Raw genomic sequence first — 20,580 nt, 5'->3', positions numbered from 1 at the left:
CGGTGGTGGTCGGCGATGCGGCGAAGTGCAAATGGATCTCCGATATCCTGCTCGACAATTTCGGCGTCTATGTCCAGCCGATCAACTATCCGACGGTGCCGAAGAAGACCGAGCGGCTGCGCATCACCCCGACGCCGCTGCATTCCGATGCCGACATCGAACAACTGGTCGCGGCACTCCATTCGCTCTGGTCGCGCTGCGCCCTGGCAAGGCAAGTCGCGTAAAGTCGATCAGCTTTTCCGTTGAATCAGGGCCGCCGTTAGGCGGCCTTATCGTTGAGCGCAACCAGTTTCGCTGCGAGCCTGCGGGCCTCGGCGTCGGCCGCAAAGACGTCATCCATCGTGTGTGCGCCGTCCGTGGCGGTCATCCTGTCCATGACTGCTTCGGCAATATCGGCCATCTGCAGGAAGCCGATCCGTTCTTCGACGAAGGCATGAAAGGCCACTTCCTCAGCGGCGTTCATAATGGCCCCTTGCAGGCCGCCTCGCTCCAATGCCGTGCGCGCAAGCCTGAGAGCGGGGAAACGCTTTTCGTCCGGCGCTTCGAAGTCCAGACGAGAGAGTTTTGCAAAATCCAGGCGCTCGACATTCAGCTTCGGCCGACGCGGATACTCCAACGCATAGCCGATCGCCGTCCGCATATCCGGGCTGCCGAGCTGGGCGATGATGGACCCATCCGTATAACCGACCATGGAATGGACGACGGATTGCGGATGCACCACCACCTCGATCTGGTCCGGGCGGACACTGAAGAGGTGCTTAGCCTCGATCATTTCGAGTGCCTTGTTGAACATCGAGGCGCTGCCGATTGAAATTTTCAAGCCCATCGACCAATTCGGGTGGGCGCGTGCAGTCGCCGCAGTCACATTTGCCATGTCGGCACGCGACCATGTGCGGAAAGGGCCGCCCGATGCCGTCAGGATAATCCGTTCGACGGCGTGCCGCTGATTTTCGTCAAGTGACTGGAAGATGGCGCTGTGTTCGCTATCGACCGGGATCAGCCGCCCGCCGCCGTTCTGCACTGCCTTGACGAAGAGATCGCCCGCCGAAACAAGGCATTCCTTGTTGGCGAGGGCGATCGTTGCACCCTTGCGTGCTGCCGCCAGTGTCGGCACCAGCCCCGCCGTGCCGACGATGGCGGCCATGACCCAGTCCGCTTCGATGTCGGCGGCCTCCGCCAGTCCCGCAGTGCCCGCCGCAACTGCGATGCCGCTGCCGGAGAGCTCGGCTTTCAGCGATTTGTATTTGCCGTCGTTCGCAGTAACCGCGAGCCGGGCGCCGGTCGCTTTTGCCTGCTGTGCAAGCAGCTCAACGTTTTCATTGCCGGTCACTACGGAAATTTCGTAGTTCTCCCGGCCGCCGAGCTGCTGGATGACATCGAGCGTATTTTGTCCGATCGAGCCGGTCGAACCAAAGATGCTGAGGCGCCGCGGCGCATTTCTGCCGGTCGTCATGCCGATTTTTGCCGAAAATTTCCCATTAGCCTCTGGCTCTACAAGGCTTTGAAATGGGCGGCAAGTGTGCAGTGCAGCACTTTTCTACCGTTGAGTGGTTTACAGAACGAGCCTCTGATGTGATCCTGATAACAATTCCTGCAGGATTTCCACAGGATGCCGCAGTTGTTCAGCAGTCGCCTGCGACTGCTGCCGCGCTGCATGGCAACGGCACCTTGTGCTGGGCCAGTTCATAAAAACGGGAGGAGTGAGAGGACGCGCGAAAGCGCGCATCGCGCGCGGGTTTTTGCGCATTGCGCGCGCTTGGCGCGATTGGATTTTGATGACTATGTTGAAGAGAACATTATTATTGTCAGGCCTGTGCCTTTTGGGGGCTCTTCCGGCCAAGGCGGACAATCTTCTGATCTGGACTCCAGTGCGGGTTTCCGAGCAGTCTTACAAGACAACGATGGGCTTTCGTCTTCCATCCGAATGGGAAACGAGTGCCGGCGCCGACCTGGCGCTCGCATCGACCGATGGCGAGGCCATCCAGCCCGGCTCCGAACAGGCGACGCTTTGGGGGAAGATCATCAAGGCCCGCGTCACACCGACAGGAAAGGCGCAGCAGGACGCAAGCCTCCGGATCGATACGCTGCGCGGCAGCGGGTCGCTGATGCTCAGCCGCTCGCGCAGCTTCATCCTATCGGACTCGCTCGACCTGCAGACAAGCCGGTTTGTCAACGTCGATTACGATGCTGTCGAAACACGTCAGACGTCGGTGACGGCAACTCAGGCTCTGAAACTGATCTATCCGGGGACTGGAACGTCGATTTCTGCAGGAAGCAGCGTGACGGATTTCGGCAGGGATTTTTCGAGTTCAGTCGGTGTCAGCCAGACTATTCTTCCGAACCTCAATCTCAATGCGGCGGTCACCAATCCGCTTTCATCCGGCAGCTCGGCCAGCGTCAACGTCAATTACCGGGTAAGCTGGTAGGTGCCTTTCGGCGGCTGAAACCAAGCTGGCTGTTTTCGCGTTTCTCCGCAATCCAACAGGAGGAACGACCATGATCTTCAAGGAGGCTACATTCCACGGGAAGCAGCCTGGAATAGCGGCGGAATCGGTCGATCATGCATCGCTTGAAAGGGCCGTGGCCGGCGCGCTTGCGACGGCTGGCGGCATCGACGCTTCGGACGTCGAAGTGACGGCCGAAGGCGACGACATCGTGCTCACCGGCACGGTTGGCACCGTCGATGAAATCGAACGCGCAACGGCTGTCGCACGAGGCGTTCCGGGCGTACATGCTGTTCGAAACCGGATCTTGCTTGGCTGAATACGCCACGAAGTGCCGTCAGCCATAAACAGACTACTGGAAAGTAGGGGCTCCTTTGCAACAGCAGTTTGCGCCCCGCCGAATCAGCCGGCAAAGCGCTCGGCAAGGAATACCGAGCCGGTGCCGGCCCCGCTGGCGCGGTCGGTCTTTTCGGTGGTGATCGGACCGGACGACTGATGAGCGATTGCGAGCAACAGGCCGCTGATCGCGATATAGGCAATTGCTAGGATGGTCATCTTTGTACGCATGACGAAACACTCCCATTTCGCTCCCAACGCCGGCCATGTTTCAAAGTTCCGCAACGACGTCGTGAGCGTGATGGCCGATGTTGCTTTTCCGTCACTTGCCGGGGGAAATGGATATCGGGTCAGGCCGATTTAGGCTGTGCCCTCGAAATGCCCGTTTGCGATGTGAGCAGTGTGGCTGCCCGCGCTTGCAACCAGGCACGGCGTTACGATGTGCAGATAAGTGAAGACAGTTTGGATCATTCTTCGATGAGACACGTTATGTGTTTCAGAGTTTGTTCTTCGCCGGCTGAGCCCAATGCTATTCCCAGCCATGATTTTAGAAGGAGACCATGATGAAAAAGACCATTGCGATGATAGTTGCTGCGGCATCGCTGGCCCAAGCATGCGTGACGGCTGCAACTGCGGCCGACGTGATCCGGACCTACCAAGAGCCGGACGTGCGCGGCGGGGTCAAGATTGGCTTCCTGACATGCGATATCGGCGGCGGCTTCGGCTATGTACTCGGTTCAGCGAAGGAGGCAGATTGCGTCTTCACATCGAGTGCTGGTCAGGAGATTTCTGACCACTATACAGGCGACATCAGAAAACTTGGCATAGATCTCGGGTTTACGACCCGCAGCCGTCTTGCCTGGGCTGTCTTCGCGCCGACTGCCGGCTATCATCGCGGCTCGCTCGGTGGCCTTTATGTCGGCGCCGCGGCGGAAGCGACGCTTGGCGCAGGCGTCGGTGCGAATGTCCTGGTCGGTGGTACTGCTGGATCGATTCATCTCCAGCCCCTCAGCGTAACAGGCCAACTTGGTCTCAACATTGCAGCGGCCAGCGCGTCGATGACGCTCACGCCCGCCTGACAAGTTCCGTTCTGCCCCTTCCGTCACAACGGAGGGGGCTAGGCTAACCCAGATGAGGAGTTTGATGTTTTTAGTCGGCAAATGTAGCAAAAGCGACCGCTGGACCATGCACGGCTTGCGGTCTGGGCTGTTCATGTCGGCTTGTGGTGAAGTCAAAATCGTAAGCGCAACTGACCACACGTGGTATCTTTCGACGTGCGGGAATCAACAGAAGCGGCATTAGAAGCTCTTTGCGGCCTCATGTCACGTCCTGAAATGTGCTGATATCGCACTGGCGCCTTACGAATTAGGATATACTATAGTTAGTTTGATTGGAGCCAAACGACCGGTGGATGCACATTTTTGTGCATTGCCATAGACGGCCGACAGGTGTCCAATCAATCCACGAAACATATTGATTCTCAACGAAATGTCGTTGCCATTGCAGTGGTTCGGCTATTTCGGGAGCCTGTGGCATAAACCTTGAATGGAGGGCCCATGCTGAATGAATCCGTGTTCGATGCGTTTTCGCGTAACTATGAAACGCGGCGCGAAACAGAGATGTCCATCGCAGAATACTTGTCGCTCTGCAAACAGGAGCCGCTTGCCTATGCCAATGCGACGGAGCGTCTGCTTGCGGCGATAGGCGAACCGGAGGTATTGGACACCGCCAAGGATCTGCGCCTCGGCCGGGTCTTCATGAACAGGACAATCCGGACCTACCCAGCCTTCGTCGGCTTTTACGGCATGGAGGAGACGATCGAGCGTATCGTTTCCTTCTTCACGCATGCCGCGCAAGGGCTCGAGGAGCGTAAGCAGATCCTTTATCTGCTCGGTCCGGTCGGCGGCGGCAAGTCTTCGCTCGCCGAGCGGTTGAAGCAGTTGATGGAGGTTCATCCAATCTATGTGCTGAAGGCAGGCGACGACGTCAGCCCTGTTTTTGAAAGTCCGCTCAGCCTCTTTGATCCAGCCACGATGGGCTCCCTTCTCTTTGAAGAATTCGGCATCCCAATGCGGCGGCTGACCGGACTTATGAGCCCATGGTGCCTAAAGCGGCTTGACGAGTTCGGTGGCGATATTTCCCGTTTCCGCGTCGTCAGAATGCAGCCTTCACGGTTGCGCCAGATCGCGATCGCCAAAACCGAGCCCGGCGACGAGAACAACCAGGATATTTCTTCGCTGGCCGGCAAGGTCGATATCCGCAAGCTTGAAACTTATTCGCAGAACGATCCGGATGCCTACAGCTATTCCGGTGCACTCAACCGTGCCAACCAGGGCCTGCTCGAATTCGTCGAGATGTTCAAGGCGCCGATTAAGATGCTGCATCCCCTGCTGACAGCGACGCAGGAAGGAAATTACATCGGTACCGAGAATATCGGCGCCATTCCCTTTTCGGGCATTGTTCTAGCGCACTCTAACGAGGCCGAATGGCAGACCTTCAAAGCAAATAAGAACAATGAGGCCTTCATCGACCGTATCTGCGTCATCAAGGTGCCCTATTGCCTCCGCGTGACCGAGGAGAAGAAGATCTACGAGAAACTGATCGAAGGATCGGAACTCGCGGAGGCTCCCTGTGCGCCGGGGACGCTCGAGATGCTGGCGCGCTTTTCGGTGCTTTCGCGCTTGCGCAAGCATGAGAACTCGACATATTTTTCCAAGATGCGGGCCTATGACGGCGAAAGCCTGAAGGAAACCGACCCGCGCGCACGCAGCGTCCAGGAATATCGGGATGCGGCCGGCGTTGACGAGGGAATGGACGGAATATCGACACGTTTCGCCTTCAAAGTGCTCGCTTCGACCTTTAATCATCACACGAGCGAGGTGGGGGCCGATCCGGTTCATCTGATGTACGTTCTGGAACAGGCGATCCGCCGCGAGCAGTTTCCCGACGAAGCCGAGAAACGCTACATGGAGTTCATCAAAGCCGAACTTGCGCCGCGCTATGCGGAGTTCATCGGCAACGAGATTCAGAAAGCCTATCTGGAATCCTATGCGGATTACGGACAGAATCTCTTCGATCGCTACGTGGACTACGCCGATGCTTGGATCGAGGATGTAGACTTCAAGGATCCGGATACCGGCCAGCTCCTCGACCGGGAGCTGCTTAACCAGGAACTAACGAAGATCGAAAAGCCGGCGGGTATCGCCAACCCGAAGGATTTCCGTAACGAAATCGTCAAGTTCTGCTTGCGGTCGCGGGCGAACAACGGCGGGAAAAACCCGTCCTGGACGAGCTATGAAAAGATCAGGGAAGTGATCGAGAAACGCATGTTCTCTCAGGTCGAGGATCTGCTTCCGGTCATCTCCTTCGGCACGAAGAAGGACGGCGAAGCCGAGAAGAAACACAGTGAATTCGTTTCGCGCATGACCACGCGCGGCTACACCGAAAGACAGGTTCGGCGCCTCGTGGATTGGTACATGCGCGTGAAGCAGGCAAGTTAACGCTCACGCGGGAGCCATCATGCACATTGTCGACCGCCGGCTTAATCCGCGCGGTAAAAGCTTAGAAAATCGTCAACGGTTTCTTCGGCGCGCGAAAAGCGCCGTGCAGCAGGCGGTGAAACGTTCTCTGCAAAGCCGTAATATTCGGGATGTGCTCGACGGTGGCGAAATTACCTTGCCGATTGACGGTCTGACAGAGCCGGGTTTCCGTCGGGGTGAGGGCGGCATCAGCGATCAAATTCTGCCGGGAAACAGAGCTTTTGTTGAAGGGGATATCATTCCCCGGCCGCCGGGCAGAAGCGGCGGGAGACCGAAAGAGGCAGGCGAAGGCGATGGCGAGGATGGTTTCCGTTTCGTGCTGACGCGCGAAGAATTCCTCGACGTCTTTCTCGACGATCTGGAACTGCCTGATCTTGCCAAGCGGCGGTTGACCGAAACCGAAGAGGAAAGTCCCGTGCGGGCCGGCTATTCGGTGTCCGGTTCGCCGTCCAACCTCGCCGTCGGCCGCACGACGCGGATGGCGATGATGCGGCGGATCGCGCTTCGCCGCCCGCGCATCCAGGAGATCGAGGCGCTTCGGCGCGAGATCGAGGAATGCGAAGACGACGAGAAACGCGGAGCTCTTGAGGCTAAGCTCAAAGCGTTGACGGAAAAAAGCCGCCGCATTCCCTATATCGATCCGCTCGATGTGCGCTATCGCCGCTTCGAAACCGAACCGAAGCCCGTGGCGAAAGCCGTTATGTTCTGCCTGATGGACGTCTCCGGTTCGATGTCGGAGCATATGAAGGATCTTGCGAAGCGGTTCTATCTGCTGCTCTACCTTTTCCTGTCGCAGCGCTACAAGAAGGTCGAGATCGTCTTCATCCGCCATACGGACAAGGCCGAGGAGGTGGATGAGGAAACCTTCTTCTATGGTCCGGCGACGGGTGGTACGCTGGTATCAAGCGCGCTTGCGGCGATGCGCGCGATCGTTGCGGCGCGTTTCGACCCAGCCGAGTGGAACATCTATGCCGCCCAGGCTTCCGATGGTGACAACTCCTATTCGGACGGTACCATGACGGGGCAACTCCTGCGGCACGAGATTCTGCCGCTGTGCCAGTATTTCGCCTATATCGAGGTCGGCGAGGAAGATAGTGACTCCTCTGTCTCCCGCTCGCCGCTCTGGACGCTTTACGAAGGTATCCGTTCTGAACAGGTACCCCTTTCCATGCGCAAGGTGTGCCAACGAAATGAAATATTCCCGGTCTTCCACGAGCTTTTCCAGAAGCGTGATGCACAGTCGAAGGTGGCGCCATGACGACTACGGCGATGTCAAAGAAGCGACTGCTGTTTAACGGTTCCGACTGGGATTTTCCAACGCTGCAGCGCATTCATGATGCCTGCGAGGAGATAGCGCTCGGCGAACTCGGCCTGGATGTCTACCCAAACCAGATCGAGGTCATCACATCGGAACAGATGCTGGATGCCTACTCATCGACCGGCATGCCGCTCTTTTATCGTCATTGGTCATTCGGCAAGCATTTCGCTCATCACGAGGCTTTCTACCGCCGTGGCATGCGCGACCTTGCCTATGAAATCGTCATCAATAGTTCGCCCTGCATCTCCTACCTCATGGAGGAAAATTCGGCGACGATGCAGACATTGGTCATCGCGCACGCCGCTTTCGGGCACAACCATTTCTTCAAGAACAATTATCTTTTCCAACTCTGGACGGATGCTGATGGCATTCTCGATTACCTCAATTTCGCCAAGGCTTACATCGCCCGCTGCGAGGAGCGCTACGGCGAAGTTGAGGTCGAGCGTACGCTCGATGCCGCGCACGCGCTGATGTCGCATGGGGTGCACCGGCACGCCGGCAAAACGAAGGTCGACCTTCGTGACGAGGAACGGCGGGAACAGGAGCGCCGTGTCCATGAGGAGCGGGTATTCAACGATCTTTGGCGCACTGTTCCCACCGGCAAGAAGCGCACGGCAGCCGATGTCGGCTTGGAGAAGAGACGCCTCGCCCTTGGCCTTCCTCAGGATAACATCCTCTACTTCCTCGAAAAATCAGCGCCGAGACTGCAGCCGTGGCAGCGTGAGATTCTGCGCATCGTCCGCCATGTCGCGCAGTATTTTCACCCGCAACGCCAGACCAAGGTGATGAACGAGGGAACAGCCACCTACGTCCACTATCGGATCATGAACAGGCTTCACGAGCGCGGGCAGATCAGTGATGGAAACTTCCTCGAATTCCTGAAGTCGCATGCCAATGTCGTGTTCCAGCCCAACTACGACGATCGCCGTTTCTCGGGCTTCAATCCCTATGCGCTGGGTTTTGCAATGATGCAGGACATCGAGCGGATCGTGACTGCGCCGACAGAGGAGGACAGGGCGTGGTTCCCGGACATTGCCGGACGCGGCGATGCAATGTCCGTATTGCGTGACATCTGGGCCGATTATCGGGACGAGAGTTTCATCAATCAGTTCCTGAGCCCCAACCTGATCCGGCAATGGCGTCTCTTCCATCTTTACGATGATCCGGAGCAGGAAGAAGGAATCCTGGTTTCAGCGATCCATGACGAACGCGGCTATCGGCGCATCCGCCGTCAGCTTTCCCGCGAATACGACATCGGCTGGATCGACCCCGGAATAGACATCGTCGATGTCGACCTTGCCGGTGACCGCCGCCTTCTCTTGCGCCACAATGTCACGAACGATTGGTTTCTTCAGGAAGCCGATACGAAGCTCGTCCTGCAGCATCTCGCCAACCTTTGGGGCTATGATGTTTTGCTTCAGGAAATCGATAGTTCGAATGAAGTGGTGAAGGAACACACGGCAAGCCCCCGCAAGCCCATTCAGTGATAAACCATTCTCATTGAGGGTTCTCTCTGGACGAAAGTGTTTTGGTGATCCCGGCGCGATTCGAACGCGCGACCCCCAGATTAGGAATCTGGTGCTCTATCCTGCTGAGCTACGGGACCACTCCGTGTCATGCATACAAAAGGCTTGACGCGAAGCCAAGCCTTTTTGAAGTTCTTATCGAGTATAGATTTCACGCGCCCAAACGCTGTTCGGCAAGGCGGACCCAGTAGGAGATGCCGTGGCCTATGATTTCGTCGTTGAAATCATAGGCCGGGTTGTGAAGGCCCGCGCTGTCGCCGTTGCCGATGAAGATGAAAGCGCCGGGACGGGCGTTCAGCATGTAAGAGAAATCCTCGCCTCCCATCATTGGATCGATTTCAGAATTGACGTTCGCCGCGCCCGCTATGTCGGTCGCGATGGCGATCGCATGGGTGGTCTCCGTGTCGTGATTGACGGTGACGGGATAGTTGCGGTGGAAGCCGATATCGGCCTCTGCGCCATGGGCGGCGGCGAGACCGTTTATAATCTGCTTGAGGCGGGTTTCCGCCAGATCGCGGACTTCGGCGTCGAGCGTGCGGACCGTGCCGGCGATCTGTGCATCGTTCGGAATGACGTTGTGGGCAAAACCCGCGTTGAACTTGGTGACGGAGACGACAACCGAACGCAGGGGATCGGCGCTCCGCGAGGCGATCATCTGCAGGTTGGTGACGATCTGCGCGCCGATCGCGATCGGGTCGATCGTCCGGTGCGGCTGGGCCGCATGGCCGCCACGGCCCTTGATGGTCACCGTGAATTCGTCCGTCGCCGCCATGATCGGGCCTTTGCGGATGGCGAACTGACCGACGGAAAGGCCGGGCAGATTATGCATCCCATAGACCTCCTCGATATTAAAGCGCTCCATCATGCCGTCCTGGACCATCAGGTTACCGCCGCCGCCGCCCTCTTCGGCCGGTTGGAAAATCACCGCGACGTTGCCGTTGAAGTTGCGCGTTTCTGCAAGATATTTGGCGGCTCCGAGTAGCATCGCCGTGTGCCCATCATGCCCACAGGCGTGCATCTTGCCCGGCGTCGTCGAGGCCCAGGGCTTGCCGGTGATCTCCGTCAGCGGCAGGGCGTCCATGTCGGCGCGCAGGCCGATTGCACGACGGCCTTTTCCCTTGCCCTTGATCAGGCCGACGACGCCGGTGCGGCCGATGCCGGTCACAATTTCGTCAACGCCGAATTCCTTGAGCTTGCCGGCAACGAAAGCCGCCGTGTTTTCGACCGCGAAAAGAAGCTCCGGCCGTGCATGGATGTGGTGGCGCCATTCGGTCGCTTCGGCTTGCAATTCAGCGGCTCTGTTCAAAATCGGCATACATAACTTCCTGTACGAAATTGGATTGTCCGGCGGCTTGCGGGATGTTGCGCCGCGAAAATAACTTATTCAATGACCTTTGCCATGTCATGGCCATATAAGCTAAATAGGTGAAGCTTTCGAGATTTCCGGACATCTTAGGGACGAACCGTGTCAACGCGCCAGAATCGTTTGATTTCATTCGCAGCCTCCGCAGCCGCCGCTTTTCTTCTCCTTTCGGTCCCGCTGGCGCAGGCCAATCCGCAAATCCTCGTCGATGTTCAGAGCGGCCGGGTGCTGGAGCATGAAGAAGCATTCCGCAAATGGTATCCGGCGTCGCTGACAAAGCTGATGACGGTCTATACGGTTTTCGACGCAATCCGTGCCGGCGAGATCAGCCTCGATACGCCGATCGTCATCAGCAAGCAGGCGGCAGCGCAGCCAGCCGCGAAAATGTACTACAAGCCGGGGCAGAAGCTGACGCTAGACAGCGCGCTGAAGATCCTGATGATCAAGTCGGCGAATGACGTCGCGGTTGCCGTGGCAGAGGCCGTCGCCGGTACCCAGGATGCCTTTGTCCTACGCATGAATTCCGAAGCAGCAAAGCTCGGCATGTCGGATTCGCATTTCGTCAATCCGAACGGCCTGCCGGGTAAAGGCCAATACACCACGGCGCGCGATCTCGCAGTCCTGACCGTCGCGCTGCGGCGCGATTTCCCGCAATATGCGGGTTATTTCGCGCTTGAAGGCTTCTCCAATGGCAAGACGAACACGCCGAACATCAACCTGCTGATCGGCCGTTTTGCCGGTGCGGATGGCATGAAGACCGGCTTTATCTGTGCCTCGGGATTCAATCAGATCGGCTCGGCGACCCGTAACGGCCGCACCCTGATTTCCGTCGTTCTCGGTGAGGACAGTCTTGCAGCTCGCGCGGACGCGACGGCGAACCTGTTGCAGAAGGGCTTTGTGACGCAGTTTCCGGCAACCGATACCTTGGGTTCGTTGAAGCCATATGGGCCGGGGCAGGATCAGGTCACCGACATAAGCGCCGATATCTGCAGCGCAAAAGGTGCCAAGGTGCGCAGCGAAACGCGCGACGAGGTCGGCCGCATGAAAGTGCAGTCGCCCTATATCCTGGAAATGGACCATGAGCCACGCTACGTCTTTGCCGGCCTCATCCCCGGCCAGGACGTTCAGCCGGACAAGATGGCGAAGGCCGACGCAATCGGCGACCTTGCTAATGTGCCGGTGCCGCTGCCGCGTCCGACCTCCTTCTAAGGTAAAGCCAGATGAGGATTCATGACAAAATCCCGGTCACTATCCTGACCGGCTTTCTTGGCGCCGGTAAGTCGACCCTCTTGAACCGGGTCCTGAAGGATCCGGCGATGAAGGATGCTGCCGTCATCATCAACGAATTCGGCGATGTCGGCATCGACCATCTGCTCGTCGAAAGCTCGGGCGATGCGATCATCGAGCTTTCGGACGGCTGCCTTTGCTGCACGGTGCGCGGTGAACTCGTCGATACGCTGGCAAATCTAATGGATGCGGTGCAGACTGGCCGGGTCAAGCCCGTGAAGCGTGTCGTGATCGAAACCACCGGCCTCGCTGATCCGGCGCCGGTCATGCAGGCGATCATGGGCAACCCGGTCATCGCCACCAATTTCGAACTCGACGGTGTCGTGACAGTCATCGATGCGGTCAATGGGCTGCAGACGCTCGACAATCACGAGGAGGCACGCAAGCAAGCCGCAGTCGCTGATCGTTTGATCGTATCGAAAAGGTCGATGGCGATCGCTGAGCTGTTGTCCGCTCTGAAAACGCGGCTGCGCCAGCTTAATCCACGGGCGGCGCTCTTGGATGCAGATAGCGCGCAAGCCGGCAGCGTGGAGATTCTCGTAAACGGCCTGTACGATCCGGCGGCGAAGATTGCCGATGTCAGCCGATGGCTTCGCGATGAGGATGAGGATGACGCGCCTCACCATCATGACCACCACCAACACGCCCACCATGATCATGACCACCAGGATCCGCATGATGTGAACCGTCACGACACCTCGATCCGATCGTTCTCGATCGTCGAAGACAAGCCGATCGAGCCGATGGCGCTGGAAATGTTCATCGACCTGTTGCGCTCCGCGCATGGCGAAAAGCTGTTGCGCATGAAGGCGATCATTGCGGTCTCAGACCGGCCGGAGAGACCCTTGGTCCTGCATGGCGTGCAGAATATCTTTCACCCGCCGATGCGTCTTCCGGCCTGGCCGGATCCGGCCGACCGACGCACACGCATGGTGCTGATTACCAAGGATCTGCCGGAGGATTTCGTGAAGACTCTCTTCGATGCTTTCCTCGGAAAACCGCGCATCGACACCCCGGATCGCACAGCACTCAACGATAATCCGCTCGCCATTCCCGGCATGAAGATTTGAGATTATCCCTTGCGGATCAGGAAACGGTGGCCGGTTTCGGTCTTCACCGTTTCCAGCAGTTCGTGGCCTTCTTTCTTACAGAAATGGGGAATGTCGATTCCCGCCAACGGGTCGGTCGTTTCGACACGGATCAACGCGCCGCTTGCCATGGACGAAAGCTTACGGCGGGTTTTCAGCACGGGCAGGGGGCATTTCAGGCCGCGCAAGTCATAGGAAACGGCGTCCAAGCCGCTCAGTTCCTGGCCCAGAATTTCCAGAACGGCTTCTTGGCGGCTTCGGCCGTTTCCTGCGGAGGAGGTTCCGGTGCGAAGGCCAGAGGATTCTGCGTGGGAACGGGAACATTGGCGGGCACGGCCGCTGCAACTGCCGTCGCGTTGTTCTCAGCGGGTGCAGCTGTCGGTGCCGGCGTTGCGGAGGCGGTAGCCGTGGCATTTGCCACGGGCGCAGCCGGCTTCGACGTCATTTCTTCGAGTTCGGCCACCTTGACCATGCGTCCCGCTTCCAGCGAGGTGCCGGTCGGGGCATAAGCGAGTTCGCGGCCCTTGCGCTGCTTGGCGACGACGGCCTTCCGCTCGGCTTCGGTCGGGTCGTACCAAGCCATACCCTCGAACTTCTTTTCAGCCCTGGCGAAGTCGCCCGCGTATATCTTGTTATAGGAGGCAAGGGCCGACGCCAGTGCCGGAGGCGTGGACATCGCGGGGCACTGGCCCGCCGGATTGAAAGCGCCGCTGCCGTCAGCTAGCTGCTGGTTGAAGACATATTTCTTCTCGCAGACATTCACGTCCGGCGGACGCTTGGTGATCTCGAAATTGTCGTAGCCGACCTTCAGCATCTTCCAGAAGTCATAGTTCTGGTTCAGGCGATGCTTGAACATATTTTCTGCCGTCATGCGGAAGGGAAAAGCCTGCAACTGAACCGTTGTCTGCCCGCCCTTGAAGGCATCGCGCGCGAAAGCATAGATCTCCAGAACCTGCTCGTCGGTCATCGAATAGCAGCCGGAAGACGAGCATGCGCCGTGGATCATCAGGTCGGAGCCTGTTCGGCCGTTGACGGCGTCGTAGCGGTTCGGAAAGCCGGTGTTGATCGCCAGATAATATTTGGAGTTCGGGTTCAGGTTGGCCCGTGTCAGGTTGTAGAAACCTTCAGGCGCCTGCCGGTCGCCAGTCTTGACCTTCGGGCCGAGCCGGCCGGACCACGCGCAGATCTTGTAATCCGCGATCTTGTCGAAGCGGTTGTCCGTCTTTGCCTTCCAAACTTCGAGAGCACCCTCTTCCTTGAAGATACGGATCATGATCGGGGAATTGCGGTCCATGCCTTTCGCCCTCATATCCGCGAGGATGCGCGCCGGCAAAGGCTGCTCGACCTTGTTCTTGACCTTCGACAGATCAGTATGGGTGACGTCCAAAGCGTCGTTGCAGCCGGCAAGAGCCAGCGCCATCAGCGAAACATAGGCAAAATGACGAATGCGCATTCCCAACAAGCCCATTAAATCGATATGACCCGATCCGCGTCCATGGAGTTCGGGTGTTCCCAGAATCATAGGCGGCTTATACTTCACAATTCCTTACCAGCCTATGACTTGCCCAAGGATATCCCGCAAGCGCGACTGTTACAGATAACATTATTGTGGCCAAGGTTTGGCCGCAATCCGGTCACGTATGTTGTGGGAGTTATGCGAGGTTCCGGCCCATGGCGAGGAATTTCTGCCTGCGATCGCTGCGCAATTGCTCGCCGGAACGCGGCGAAAGTTCGGCAAGGGCGCTGGCGATGACATCGCCGGTGGCGGCGATGACGCTATCCGGATCGCGATGAGCGCCACCAAGCGGTTCGGGAATGATGCCGTCGATGATGCCAAGCGACTTCAGGTCTTCAGCCGTTATCTTCATGTTGGTTGCTGCTTCCCTGGCGCGGGTGGAATCGCGCCAGAGAATAGACGCTGCACCTTCCGGCGAAATCACGCTGTAGATCGAATGCTCGAGCATATAGACCTTGTTGCCGGTGGCGATCGCGATTGCTCCGCCGGAGCCGCCTTCGCCAATGATGACGGAGATAATCGGCACTTTCACGCCAAGGCACATTTCAGTTGAGCGGGCGATTGCTTCCGCCTGGCCGCGCTCTTCGGCGCCCACGCCCGGATAGGCGCCTGCGGTATCGACAAGCGTGATCACGGGAAGGCTGAAACGATCTGCCATTTCGAGAATGCGGATCGCCTTGCGGTAACCTTCCGGGCGGGCACTGCCGAAATTGTGCTTCAGGCGGCTCTTGGTGTCGCTGCCTTTCTCCTGGCCGATGACGGCAATCGGCTGGCCGCGAAAGCGTGCAAGGCCTGCCTGGATCGCCGCGTCCTCGGAGAACTTGCGGTCGCCGGCGAGCGGCGTGAATTCCTGGAAGAGCGTCTTTGCATAATCGACGAAGTGCGGGCGCTGCGGATGGCGCGCAACCTGCGTTTTCTGCCAGGCATTGAGCTTGGAATAGATATCGACCATCGCTTCGCGCACGCGAATTTCCAGCCTGCCGACCTCATCGGACGTATCGATGCTCTCGTCTTCGGAAGCGAGCTTCTTCAGTTCGATGATCTTGCCTTCGAGGTCGGAGATCGGCTTTTCGAAGTCGAGATAGTTGTGCATGAGGTGCGTTTCCGTTCCTTGTGCCCGGGGCATTCTTGCTGGCTTTGCCCCATGTCGCCGGTCCTATTCGTGCTTTTTCGCCTGTTTGGCAAGGGGGTGATGCGTCTGAACCAGTTGCTGCAGCCTTTCTTCAAGGACATGCGTGTAGATCTGTGTCGTGGAAATGTCGGAATGTCCGAGGAGTTCCTGAACCACACGAAGGTCGGCGCCGTTGGCAAGCAGATGGCTGGCAAAGGCGTGGCGCATGACGTGCGGCGAGATCAGAGACGGCGTCAATCCGGCACGGATTGCAAGGTTTTTCAAGTCACGCGCGAAGACCTGACGGGGCAGATAACCTTCCTTGGAGGCTGCCGGAAAAAGCCATGGACTATCAACCGGATCCTTCGCCTTTGCGGTCACTTCCGCAAGCAACCGGCCATAGGCCTTGAGTGCCGCGATGGCCGATTGAGACAGCGGTACGAGCCGCTCCTTGTTGCCCTTGCCGCGAATGATCAGAAAACGGCCCTCCTGATCGAGGACGCGTGCCGGCAGCGAAACGAGTTCGCTGACGCGCATTCCTGTCGCATAAAGCAGTTCCAGCAGCGCCAGCATCCGCCGGCGCTGTAATTGGCCATCCGCGGGGTCGTCGGCCTCGGTTTCTGCACGGGTCAACAGCTGCGTCACCTCGTCGACACCCATTGTTTTTGGCAGAGCTCGCCCCTTCTTGGGAGCATCGAGAACACCTGTCGGGTCGTCGACCCGCAGGCCCTCGGCATACAGGAACTTGTAGAATTGCCGCATGGCTGCCAGCCGGCGGGCTTGGGACGAAGACTTGAAGCCGCGTTTCGAGAGCGAGGAGAGGTAGGCAGCGAGATCGCCGGAGGCTGCTTCGGTCAGCCGCACGCTTTTGCCGTTCAGGAATGCATGGAGATCATCGAGATCACGTTCATAGGATTGCAGCGTGTTTACGGCTGCACCTCGCTCCGCACTCATCATCTCGAGAAAGGCTTCCACGTGGGCGCGGCTCAAATCCCTCATCGGATCATTTCTTCGCCGGTTTGATCGTGCCGGTTGCCGGCGGGTTGATGCGTTCCGACGGGACTCGGATCGTCACGTCGCGAGGCTGCGGCTCCACGAATGTCACAAGCGCCACCATGCCGCCATAGATCGCCCCGGCGATGATCGCCAGGACAGCCAGTAGACGGAAGAGGGTCGGCATTTCTTAACTCCATGAGCTCTGCCTCTTTTATGAAGAAGCGGGTTTGCGTGCAAGAAGCGGCTTTTGGACGATGTTTCCCTGGTCCGCGACTTGACGCTACACCCGCATTTGTCGATACCGTTTGCAAACAAAGTGTGAATGGACCGATGAGTGACCCAGTTCTGAAAGTGGGAGACAGCCTGAAAGACAGAGCTCGTGCCGCGCTCGGGTCCCGCAATCTGATCCTGGTTGGCCTCATGGGGGCTGGCAAATCCTCCGTCGGCCGTATCGTCGCCCATCAGCTAGGCGTTCCCTTCATCGACAGCGACGTGGAGATCGAGCGCGTCTCGCGGATGACGATCTCGGAGCTTTTCGCAGCTTACGGCGAAGAGGAGTTCCGGGCGCTGGAAACGCGCGTGATGAAGCGGCTGCTGAAGAGTGGTCCGCGCGTGATTTCCACTGGCGGCGGCGCTTTTGTCAATGAGCAGACGCGCAAGCACATCAAGAAGAGCGGCCTCTCCGTATGGCTGAAGGCCGATCTCGATGTGCTGTGGGAGCGGGTCAACAAGCGCGATACGCGCCCCCTCCTGAAGACCGAAAATCCGAAGCAAACGCTCAAAAACCTGATGAACGCGCGGTACCCGATTTATGCCGAAGCCGACATCACCGTGCTGTCGCGCGATGTGCGCAAGGAAATCATGGCCGACGAAGTCCTGAAAGCCATGATCGAAGCCCAAACCGAAAGTGCCGTTTCATGAATGCGATCACCTCTTCCTCCGAACGAAAGGTTCATGTACCGCTCGGCGAGCGTGCCTACGACATACTGATCGGGCCGCGGCTGATCGAACGCGCCGGAGCGGAAATCGCATCGAGGCTGAAAGGCCGCAAAGCTGCGATCGTCACGGATGAGCACGTCGCGCCGCTCTATCTCGAAGCTCTGGTTAGAAGTCTCGAATGCTCGGGCATCGTATCCGCGCAGCTTGTGCTGCCCGCCGGCGAGAAGACGAAAAGCTTCGAGCATCTGATGACCGTCTGCGATAAGGTGCTGGAGGCGCGCGTCGAGCGGAACGACTATGTGATTGCGCTTGGCGGCGGCGTCATCGGCGATCTCGCTGGCTTTGCCGCTGGCATCGTGCGTCGCGGTGTGCGCTTCGTGCAGGTGCCGACATCCCTGCTTTCGCAGGTAGATTCCTCCGTCGGCGGCAAGACGGGCATCAACAGCCGACACGGCAAGAACCTTGTCGGCGTCTTCCACCAGCCGGATCTGGTTCTTGCCGATACGGATGTCTTAAACTCGCTCAGCGAGCGCGAATTCCGCGCCGGCTACGCCGAAGTCGCGAAATACGGTCTCATCGACAAACCGGATTTTTTCGCTTGGCTTGAAACAAACTGGAACGCCGTCTTTGCCGGCGGCTCTGCGCGTATCGACGCGATTGCCACAAGCTGTCAGGCGAAATCAGATGTCGTGGTCGCCGACGAGCGCGAGAACGGTCCGCGCGCGCTTCTCAATCTCGGCCATACTTTTGGGCACGCTCTGGAGGCGGCCACGGCCTATGACAGCACCCGCCTGGTGCACGGCGAGGGCGTTTCGATCGGCATGGTTCTCGCGCATGAGTTTTCGGCGCGCATGAACCTTGCGAGCCCAGATGATGCGAGGCGTGTCGAAAAGCATCTGAAAGAGGTCGGCCTGCCAACGCGCATGTCCGATATTCCGGGCTCCCTTCCGCCGGCTGAAAAGCTGCTCGACGCGATGGCGCAGGACAAGAAGGTGAAGAACGGCAAGTTCACCTTCATCCTGACGCACGGCATTGGCCAGTCCTTCATCGCCGATGACGTCCCGGCTTCCGAAGTGTTGAGTTTTCTCAAGGAAAAGCAGCCGAAATGACGCTTGAAGGCACGCTGGCATTTCTTTCGGTTTACTGGCCGGAAATTGTTTCCATCGTGGCCCTCGTGCTCCTGTCCGCTTTCTTCTCCGGCTCGGAAACGGCACTGACGGCGGCTTCGCGCAGCCGCATGCATACGCTGGAGGTCAATGGCGACAAACGGGCCGGCCTCGTGCGCCAGCTGATCGAGCGACGCGACCGGTTGATCGGCGCGCTGCTGATCGGCAACAATCTCGCAAACATTCTGTCTTCGTCTCTGGCGACCAGCATATTCCTCGGTCTCTTTGGGCGTCCGGGTGTAGGGCTCGCAACCCTTGCGATGACGGTAATCCTCGTCATCTTCGCGGAAGTACTGCCGAAGAGCTGGGCGATTTCGTCGCCGGACCGTTTTTCGCTGGGCGTCGCCCTGCCGGTAAAGCTCTTCGTTTCGGTCGTGGGCCCGGTCTCGTCTTTCGTCAATGCGCTTGTCCGCTGGATTCTGGCGTTCTTCGGCATTAACTTTTCACGCGAAACGTCGATGCTAACAGCCCATGAGGAACTGCGCGGCGCCGTCGATTTCCTGCATCGCGAGGGTGCAGTGGTGAAGGCTGACCGGGACCGCTTTGGCGGGATACTTGATCTCAGCCAGCTCGAACTCTCCGACATCATGGTCCACCGTACGGCGATGCGGGCGATCAATGCCGACGATGCGCCGGAAGCAGTGGTTCGCACGATCCTAGAGAGTCCTTATACGCGCATGCCGCTCTGGCGCGGTTCGATCGACAACATCATCGGCGTTGTCCATGCAAAAGACCTGCTGCGCGCCCTCGCCGAGCCGAATGTGGAGGCGGAAAATCTCGACATCGTCAAGATCTCGCAGAAGCCATGGTTCGTGCCGGACAGCACCAATCTCGAAGACCAGCTCAATGCCTTCCTGCGCCGCAAGCAGCATTTCGCCGTGGTTGTCGACGAGTACGGCGAAGTGCAGGGCATCGTGACGCTCGAGGACATCCTCGAGGAAATCGTCGGCGATATTTCCGATGAGCACGATATCGACATGCAGGGCGTTCGCCAGGAATCGGACGGCTCGATCATTGTCGACGGGAGCGTGCCGATCCGGGACCTGAACCGCGCGCTCGATTGGCAGTTGCCCGACGATGAGGCGACGACGATCGCCGGCCTCGTCATCCATGAATCGATGACGATCCCGGAAGAGCGGCAGGCCTTCACTTTTTACGGCAAGCGTTTCATCGTCATGAAACGCGAGAAGAACCGCATCACCAGACTGCGCATCCGGCCCGCCGCGGAGAACGAGATCAAGCCGCTCTAAATGCTATCCGGTCGCTCCCCGGCTGGTAAGCAGGCGCAGGATTTGCACTTCTTTCGGCAGCTCGATCAGAAATTCGCTGTCGCGCTCAAGGTGATGGATCTTCGTGGGATCGGCGCCGGCAAAGGTGCTCATCGCCTCGATATTCTCCCAATAGGAGATCGTCACAAACTCGCTTTCCGTTTCCCGGTCTTCGCGAAATGTCTGGACGCCGAGTGCTTTCTCAATCAGCGGCTTGACGCCCGTTTCGTAGTTATAGGCTTCGTATTCATCAGCCTTGGCTCTTGGCGTGCATCCGCGCCAGATGCGGGCGATCGTCGGCTTCGTCATCCCTGCTTCCTCCTTGGTGAAAGGAAGACAAACGCCTATATGAGGGACGTGTTCCGCTACCAGCTAGTTGCTTCGCCGGGTGCGGCGAGCTCTACCGCGAGCGCATGCAGCCCGGCATCGAGTTCCGGCTTCAGCAGTTCGGTGACGGCGCGGTGGCGGGCGAGCCTCGTCATTCCTGCAAACTTGGCCGAGACGATGCGCACGCGAATGTGCGTTTCACCGGTACCAGTGAAACCTGGTTGATGGCCGGCATGCAGGTGGCTTTCGTTGATGACGCTCAGGCGCTCAGGCGCAAAAGCTTCGGTCAGTTTTTCTTCGATGCGGGTCAGAAGGGTCACGATTTCGTCCGGTTGCTTCGCAAAAAGGGGGTTCCC

At 58.5% G+C, this 20,580-nt stretch carries 23 protein-coding genes and 1 tRNA gene; 12 read left to right on the top strand and 12 right to left on the bottom strand.

The genetic code is table 11. The features are described from left to right. On the top strand, nucleotides 1-224 hold a 224-nt coding region (locus BN1800_RS19970), incomplete at its 5' end, for an aminotransferase class I/II-fold pyridoxal phosphate-dependent enzyme (RefSeq protein ID WP_143534022.1). A 35-nt stretch (nucleotides 225-259) separates the two neighbouring features. Here the strand turns inward: BN1800_RS19970 and dxr are convergent. Next, nucleotides 260-1,453: a 1-deoxy-D-xylulose-5-phosphate reductoisomerase gene (dxr, locus tag BN1800_RS19965; protein ID WP_087000404.1), complete on the bottom strand. Its 1,194-nt coding sequence runs from the start codon at nucleotides 1,451-1,453 to the stop codon at nucleotides 260-262. A 322-nt stretch (nucleotides 1,454-1,775) separates the two neighbouring features. Between dxr and BN1800_RS19960 the strand changes: the two genes are divergently transcribed. Continuing rightward, on the top strand, nucleotides 1,776-2,426 hold the full coding sequence (locus BN1800_RS19960; protein ID WP_425299048.1) for a hypothetical protein: 651 nt from the start codon (nucleotides 1,776-1,778) through the stop codon (nucleotides 2,424-2,426). 70 nt (nucleotides 2,427-2,496) lie between these two features. Continuing rightward, on the top strand, nucleotides 2,497-2,763 hold the full coding sequence (locus BN1800_RS19955) for a BON domain-containing protein (RefSeq protein ID WP_027512374.1): 267 nt from the start codon (nucleotides 2,497-2,499) through the stop codon (nucleotides 2,761-2,763). An 83-nt stretch (nucleotides 2,764-2,846) separates the two neighbouring features. On the opposite strand, the gene BN1800_RS41465 is transcribed toward BN1800_RS19955, so the two are convergent. Beyond that, a complete protein-coding gene (locus tag BN1800_RS41465; RefSeq protein WP_167333930.1) occupies nucleotides 2,847-3,011 on the bottom strand; it encodes a hypothetical protein in 165 nt (54 codons plus the stop codon). A gap of 332 nt (nucleotides 3,012-3,343) precedes the next feature. Here BN1800_RS41465 and BN1800_RS19950 point away from each other — a divergent pair, with 332 nt between their 5' ends. The 4 genes from BN1800_RS19950 (at nucleotide 3,344) to BN1800_RS19935 (ending at nucleotide 9,124) form a co-directional block, all read left to right on the top strand. Beyond that, the gene (locus BN1800_RS19950; RefSeq protein WP_027512373.1) at nucleotides 3,344-3,859 is read left to right on the top strand and encodes a DUF992 domain-containing protein; all 516 of its coding nucleotides are present in this window, start codon (nucleotides 3,344-3,346) and stop codon (nucleotides 3,857-3,859) included. Nucleotides 3,860-4,336: 477 nt separating this feature from the next. Further along, complete coding sequence (locus BN1800_RS19945) at nucleotides 4,337-6,280, top strand: PrkA family serine protein kinase (protein WP_087000402.1); 1,944 nt, start codon at nucleotides 4,337-4,339, stop codon at nucleotides 6,278-6,280. A gap of 19 nt (nucleotides 6,281-6,299) precedes the next feature. Beyond that, nucleotides 6,300-7,577 (top strand): YeaH/YhbH family protein, encoded by a 1,278-nt coding sequence (locus BN1800_RS19940; protein WP_027512371.1) that lies wholly within the window; start codon nucleotides 6,300-6,302, stop codon nucleotides 7,575-7,577. Continuing rightward, nucleotides 7,574-9,124, top strand: coding sequence for a SpoVR family protein (locus BN1800_RS19935; protein ID WP_087000400.1), 1,551 nt, complete (start codon nucleotides 7,574-7,576; stop codon nucleotides 9,122-9,124). Before BN1800_RS19940 ends, BN1800_RS19935 begins: the two co-directional genes overlap by 4 nt. A 42-nt stretch (nucleotides 9,125-9,166) precedes the next feature. Here the strand turns inward: BN1800_RS19935 and BN1800_RS19930 are convergent. The 3 genes from BN1800_RS19930 to BN1800_RS41460 all read right to left on the bottom strand — a co-directional run bounded on the left by BN1800_RS19930 (nucleotide 9,167) and on the right by BN1800_RS41460 (nucleotide 10,659). Continuing rightward, a tRNA-Arg gene (locus tag BN1800_RS19930) sits at nucleotides 9,167-9,243 on the bottom strand. Between the two features lie 71 nt (nucleotides 9,244-9,314). Further along, nucleotides 9,315-10,478, bottom strand: coding sequence for a M20 aminoacylase family protein (locus BN1800_RS19925; RefSeq protein WP_087000397.1), 1,164 nt, complete (start codon nucleotides 10,476-10,478; stop codon nucleotides 9,315-9,317). Then, nucleotides 10,453-10,659, bottom strand: a complete 207-nt coding sequence (locus BN1800_RS41460; RefSeq protein ID WP_167333929.1) for a hypothetical protein — start codon at nucleotides 10,657-10,659, stop codon at nucleotides 10,453-10,455. Before BN1800_RS41460 ends, BN1800_RS19925 begins: the two co-directional genes overlap by 26 nt. On the opposite strand from BN1800_RS41460, the gene BN1800_RS19920 reads away from it, so the two are divergent. Further along, nucleotides 10,629-11,735, top strand: coding sequence for a D-alanyl-D-alanine carboxypeptidase family protein (locus tag BN1800_RS19920; RefSeq protein WP_087000395.1), 1,107 nt, complete (start codon nucleotides 10,629-10,631; stop codon nucleotides 11,733-11,735). The two genes, BN1800_RS41460 and BN1800_RS19920, sit on opposite strands and share 31 nt — an antisense overlap. 11 nt (nucleotides 11,736-11,746) lie before the next feature. Beyond that, on the top strand, nucleotides 11,747-12,883 hold the full coding sequence (locus BN1800_RS19915) for a CobW family GTP-binding protein (protein WP_087000393.1): 1,137 nt from the start codon (nucleotides 11,747-11,749) through the stop codon (nucleotides 12,881-12,883). Between the two features lie 2 nt (nucleotides 12,884-12,885). On the opposite strand, the gene BN1800_RS19910 is transcribed toward BN1800_RS19915, so the two are convergent. The 5 genes from BN1800_RS19910 to BN1800_RS41455 all read right to left on the bottom strand — a co-directional run bounded on the left by BN1800_RS19910 (nucleotide 12,886) and on the right by BN1800_RS41455 (nucleotide 16,708). Then, nucleotides 12,886-13,110, bottom strand: a complete 225-nt coding sequence (locus BN1800_RS19910) for a sulfurtransferase TusA family protein (RefSeq protein WP_087000391.1) — start codon at nucleotides 13,108-13,110, stop codon at nucleotides 12,886-12,888. Nucleotides 13,111-13,115: 5 nt separating this feature from the next. Further along, on the bottom strand, nucleotides 13,116-14,354 hold the full coding sequence (locus BN1800_RS19905) for a L,D-transpeptidase family protein (protein WP_087000389.1): 1,239 nt from the start codon (nucleotides 14,352-14,354) through the stop codon (nucleotides 13,116-13,118). Between the two features lie 199 nt (nucleotides 14,355-14,553). After that, on the bottom strand, nucleotides 14,554-15,510 hold the full coding sequence (locus BN1800_RS19900; RefSeq protein ID WP_087000387.1) for an acetyl-CoA carboxylase carboxyltransferase subunit alpha: 957 nt from the start codon (nucleotides 15,508-15,510) through the stop codon (nucleotides 14,554-14,556). Between the two features lie 63 nt (nucleotides 15,511-15,573). After that, complete coding sequence (gene xerD / locus BN1800_RS19895) at nucleotides 15,574-16,527, bottom strand: site-specific tyrosine recombinase XerD (RefSeq protein WP_027512363.1); 954 nt, start codon at nucleotides 16,525-16,527, stop codon at nucleotides 15,574-15,576. A 4-nt stretch (nucleotides 16,528-16,531) separates the two neighbouring features. Continuing rightward, complete coding sequence (locus tag BN1800_RS41455) at nucleotides 16,532-16,708, bottom strand: hypothetical protein (RefSeq protein ID WP_027512362.1); 177 nt, start codon at nucleotides 16,706-16,708, stop codon at nucleotides 16,532-16,534. A 146-nt stretch (nucleotides 16,709-16,854) separates the two neighbouring features. Between BN1800_RS41455 and BN1800_RS19885 the strand changes: the two genes are divergently transcribed. From BN1800_RS19885 to BN1800_RS19875, 3 genes are read left to right on the top strand one after another with little or no spacing between them, the layout of a single operon-like run. After that, nucleotides 16,855-17,445, top strand: a complete 591-nt coding sequence (locus tag BN1800_RS19885; protein ID WP_027512361.1) for a shikimate kinase — start codon at nucleotides 16,855-16,857, stop codon at nucleotides 17,443-17,445. Next, nucleotides 17,442-18,572 carry a 3-dehydroquinate synthase gene (gene aroB / locus BN1800_RS19880; RefSeq protein ID WP_087000385.1) on the top strand — a complete coding sequence of 377 codons (1,131 nt, stop codon included), beginning with the start codon at nucleotides 17,442-17,444 and terminating at the stop codon, nucleotides 18,570-18,572. Before BN1800_RS19885 ends, aroB begins: the two co-directional genes overlap by 4 nt. Next, nucleotides 18,569-19,879 carry an HlyC/CorC family transporter gene (locus BN1800_RS19875; RefSeq protein ID WP_087000383.1) on the top strand — a complete coding sequence of 437 codons (1,311 nt, stop codon included), beginning with the start codon at nucleotides 18,569-18,571 and terminating at the stop codon, nucleotides 19,877-19,879. The genes aroB and BN1800_RS19875 overlap by 4 nt, the downstream gene beginning before the upstream one ends. Before the next feature lie 3 nt (nucleotides 19,880-19,882). On the opposite strand, the gene BN1800_RS19870 is transcribed toward BN1800_RS19875, so the two are convergent. Further along, a complete protein-coding gene (locus tag BN1800_RS19870; RefSeq protein WP_087000381.1) occupies nucleotides 19,883-20,206 on the bottom strand; it encodes a hypothetical protein in 324 nt (107 codons plus the stop codon). 56 nt (nucleotides 20,207-20,262) lie between these two features. Then, on the bottom strand, nucleotides 20,263-20,547 hold the full coding sequence (locus tag BN1800_RS19865; protein ID WP_027512357.1) for a BolA family protein: 285 nt from the start codon (nucleotides 20,545-20,547) through the stop codon (nucleotides 20,263-20,265). Between the last annotated feature and the right edge of the window lie 33 nt (nucleotides 20,548-20,580).

Source organism: Rhizobium sullae (assembly GCF_900169785.1).
GTDB classification, from domain to species: domain Bacteria; phylum Pseudomonadota; class Alphaproteobacteria; order Rhizobiales; family Rhizobiaceae; genus Rhizobium; species Rhizobium sullae.
The sequence above is the reverse complement of the archived record's forward strand: the minus strand, read 5'-3'. Positions and strand labels throughout refer to the sequence as shown.

Coding starts and splice junctions, on each gene's coding strand:
- BN1800_RS19875 (WP_087000383.1), top strand. CDS start 18,569: ATGACGCTTGAAGGCACGCTGGCATTTCTTTCGGTTTACTGGCCGGAA.
- BN1800_RS19950 (WP_027512373.1), top strand. CDS start 3,344: ATGAAAAAGACCATTGCGATGATAGTTGCTGCGGCATCGCTGGCCCAA.
- BN1800_RS19955 (WP_027512374.1), top strand. CDS start 2,497: ATGATCTTCAAGGAGGCTACATTCCACGGGAAGCAGCCTGGAATAGCG.
- BN1800_RS19960 (WP_425299048.1), top strand. CDS start 1,776: ATGACTATGTTGAAGAGAACATTATTATTGTCAGGCCTGTGCCTTTTG.
- BN1800_RS41460 (WP_167333929.1), bottom strand. CDS start 10,659: ATGAAATCAAACGATTCTGGCGCGTTGACACGGTTCGTCCCTAAGATG.
- BN1800_RS19935 (WP_087000400.1), top strand. CDS start 7,574: ATGACGACTACGGCGATGTCAAAGAAGCGACTGCTGTTTAACGGTTCC.
- BN1800_RS19915 (WP_087000393.1), top strand. CDS start 11,747: ATGAGGATTCATGACAAAATCCCGGTCACTATCCTGACCGGCTTTCTT.
- BN1800_RS19870 (WP_087000381.1), bottom strand. CDS start 20,206: ATGACGAAGCCGACGATCGCCCGCATCTGGCGCGGATGCACGCCAAGA.
- BN1800_RS19940 (WP_027512371.1), top strand. CDS start 6,300: ATGCACATTGTCGACCGCCGGCTTAATCCGCGCGGTAAAAGCTTAGAA.
- BN1800_RS19925 (WP_087000397.1), bottom strand. CDS start 10,478: ATGCCGATTTTGAACAGAGCCGCTGAATTGCAAGCCGAAGCGACCGAA.
- BN1800_RS41455 (WP_027512362.1), bottom strand. CDS start 16,708: ATGCCGACCCTCTTCCGTCTACTGGCTGTCCTGGCGATCATCGCCGGG.
- BN1800_RS19945 (WP_087000402.1), top strand. CDS start 4,337: ATGCTGAATGAATCCGTGTTCGATGCGTTTTCGCGTAACTATGAAACG.
- BN1800_RS41465 (WP_167333930.1), bottom strand. CDS start 3,011: ATGCGTACAAAGATGACCATCCTAGCAATTGCCTATATCGCGATCAGC.
- aroB (WP_087000385.1), top strand. CDS start 17,442: ATGAATGCGATCACCTCTTCCTCCGAACGAAAGGTTCATGTACCGCTC.
- BN1800_RS19905 (WP_087000389.1), bottom strand. CDS start 14,354: ATGCGCATTCGTCATTTTGCCTATGTTTCGCTGATGGCGCTGGCTCTT.
- xerD (WP_027512363.1), bottom strand. CDS start 16,527: ATGAGGGATTTGAGCCGCGCCCACGTGGAAGCCTTTCTCGAGATGATG.
- BN1800_RS19900 (WP_087000387.1), bottom strand. CDS start 15,510: ATGCACAACTATCTCGACTTCGAAAAGCCGATCTCCGACCTCGAAGGC.
- BN1800_RS19885 (WP_027512361.1), top strand. CDS start 16,855: ATGAGTGACCCAGTTCTGAAAGTGGGAGACAGCCTGAAAGACAGAGCT.
- dxr (WP_087000404.1), bottom strand. CDS start 1,453: ATGACGACCGGCAGAAATGCGCCGCGGCGCCTCAGCATCTTTGGTTCG.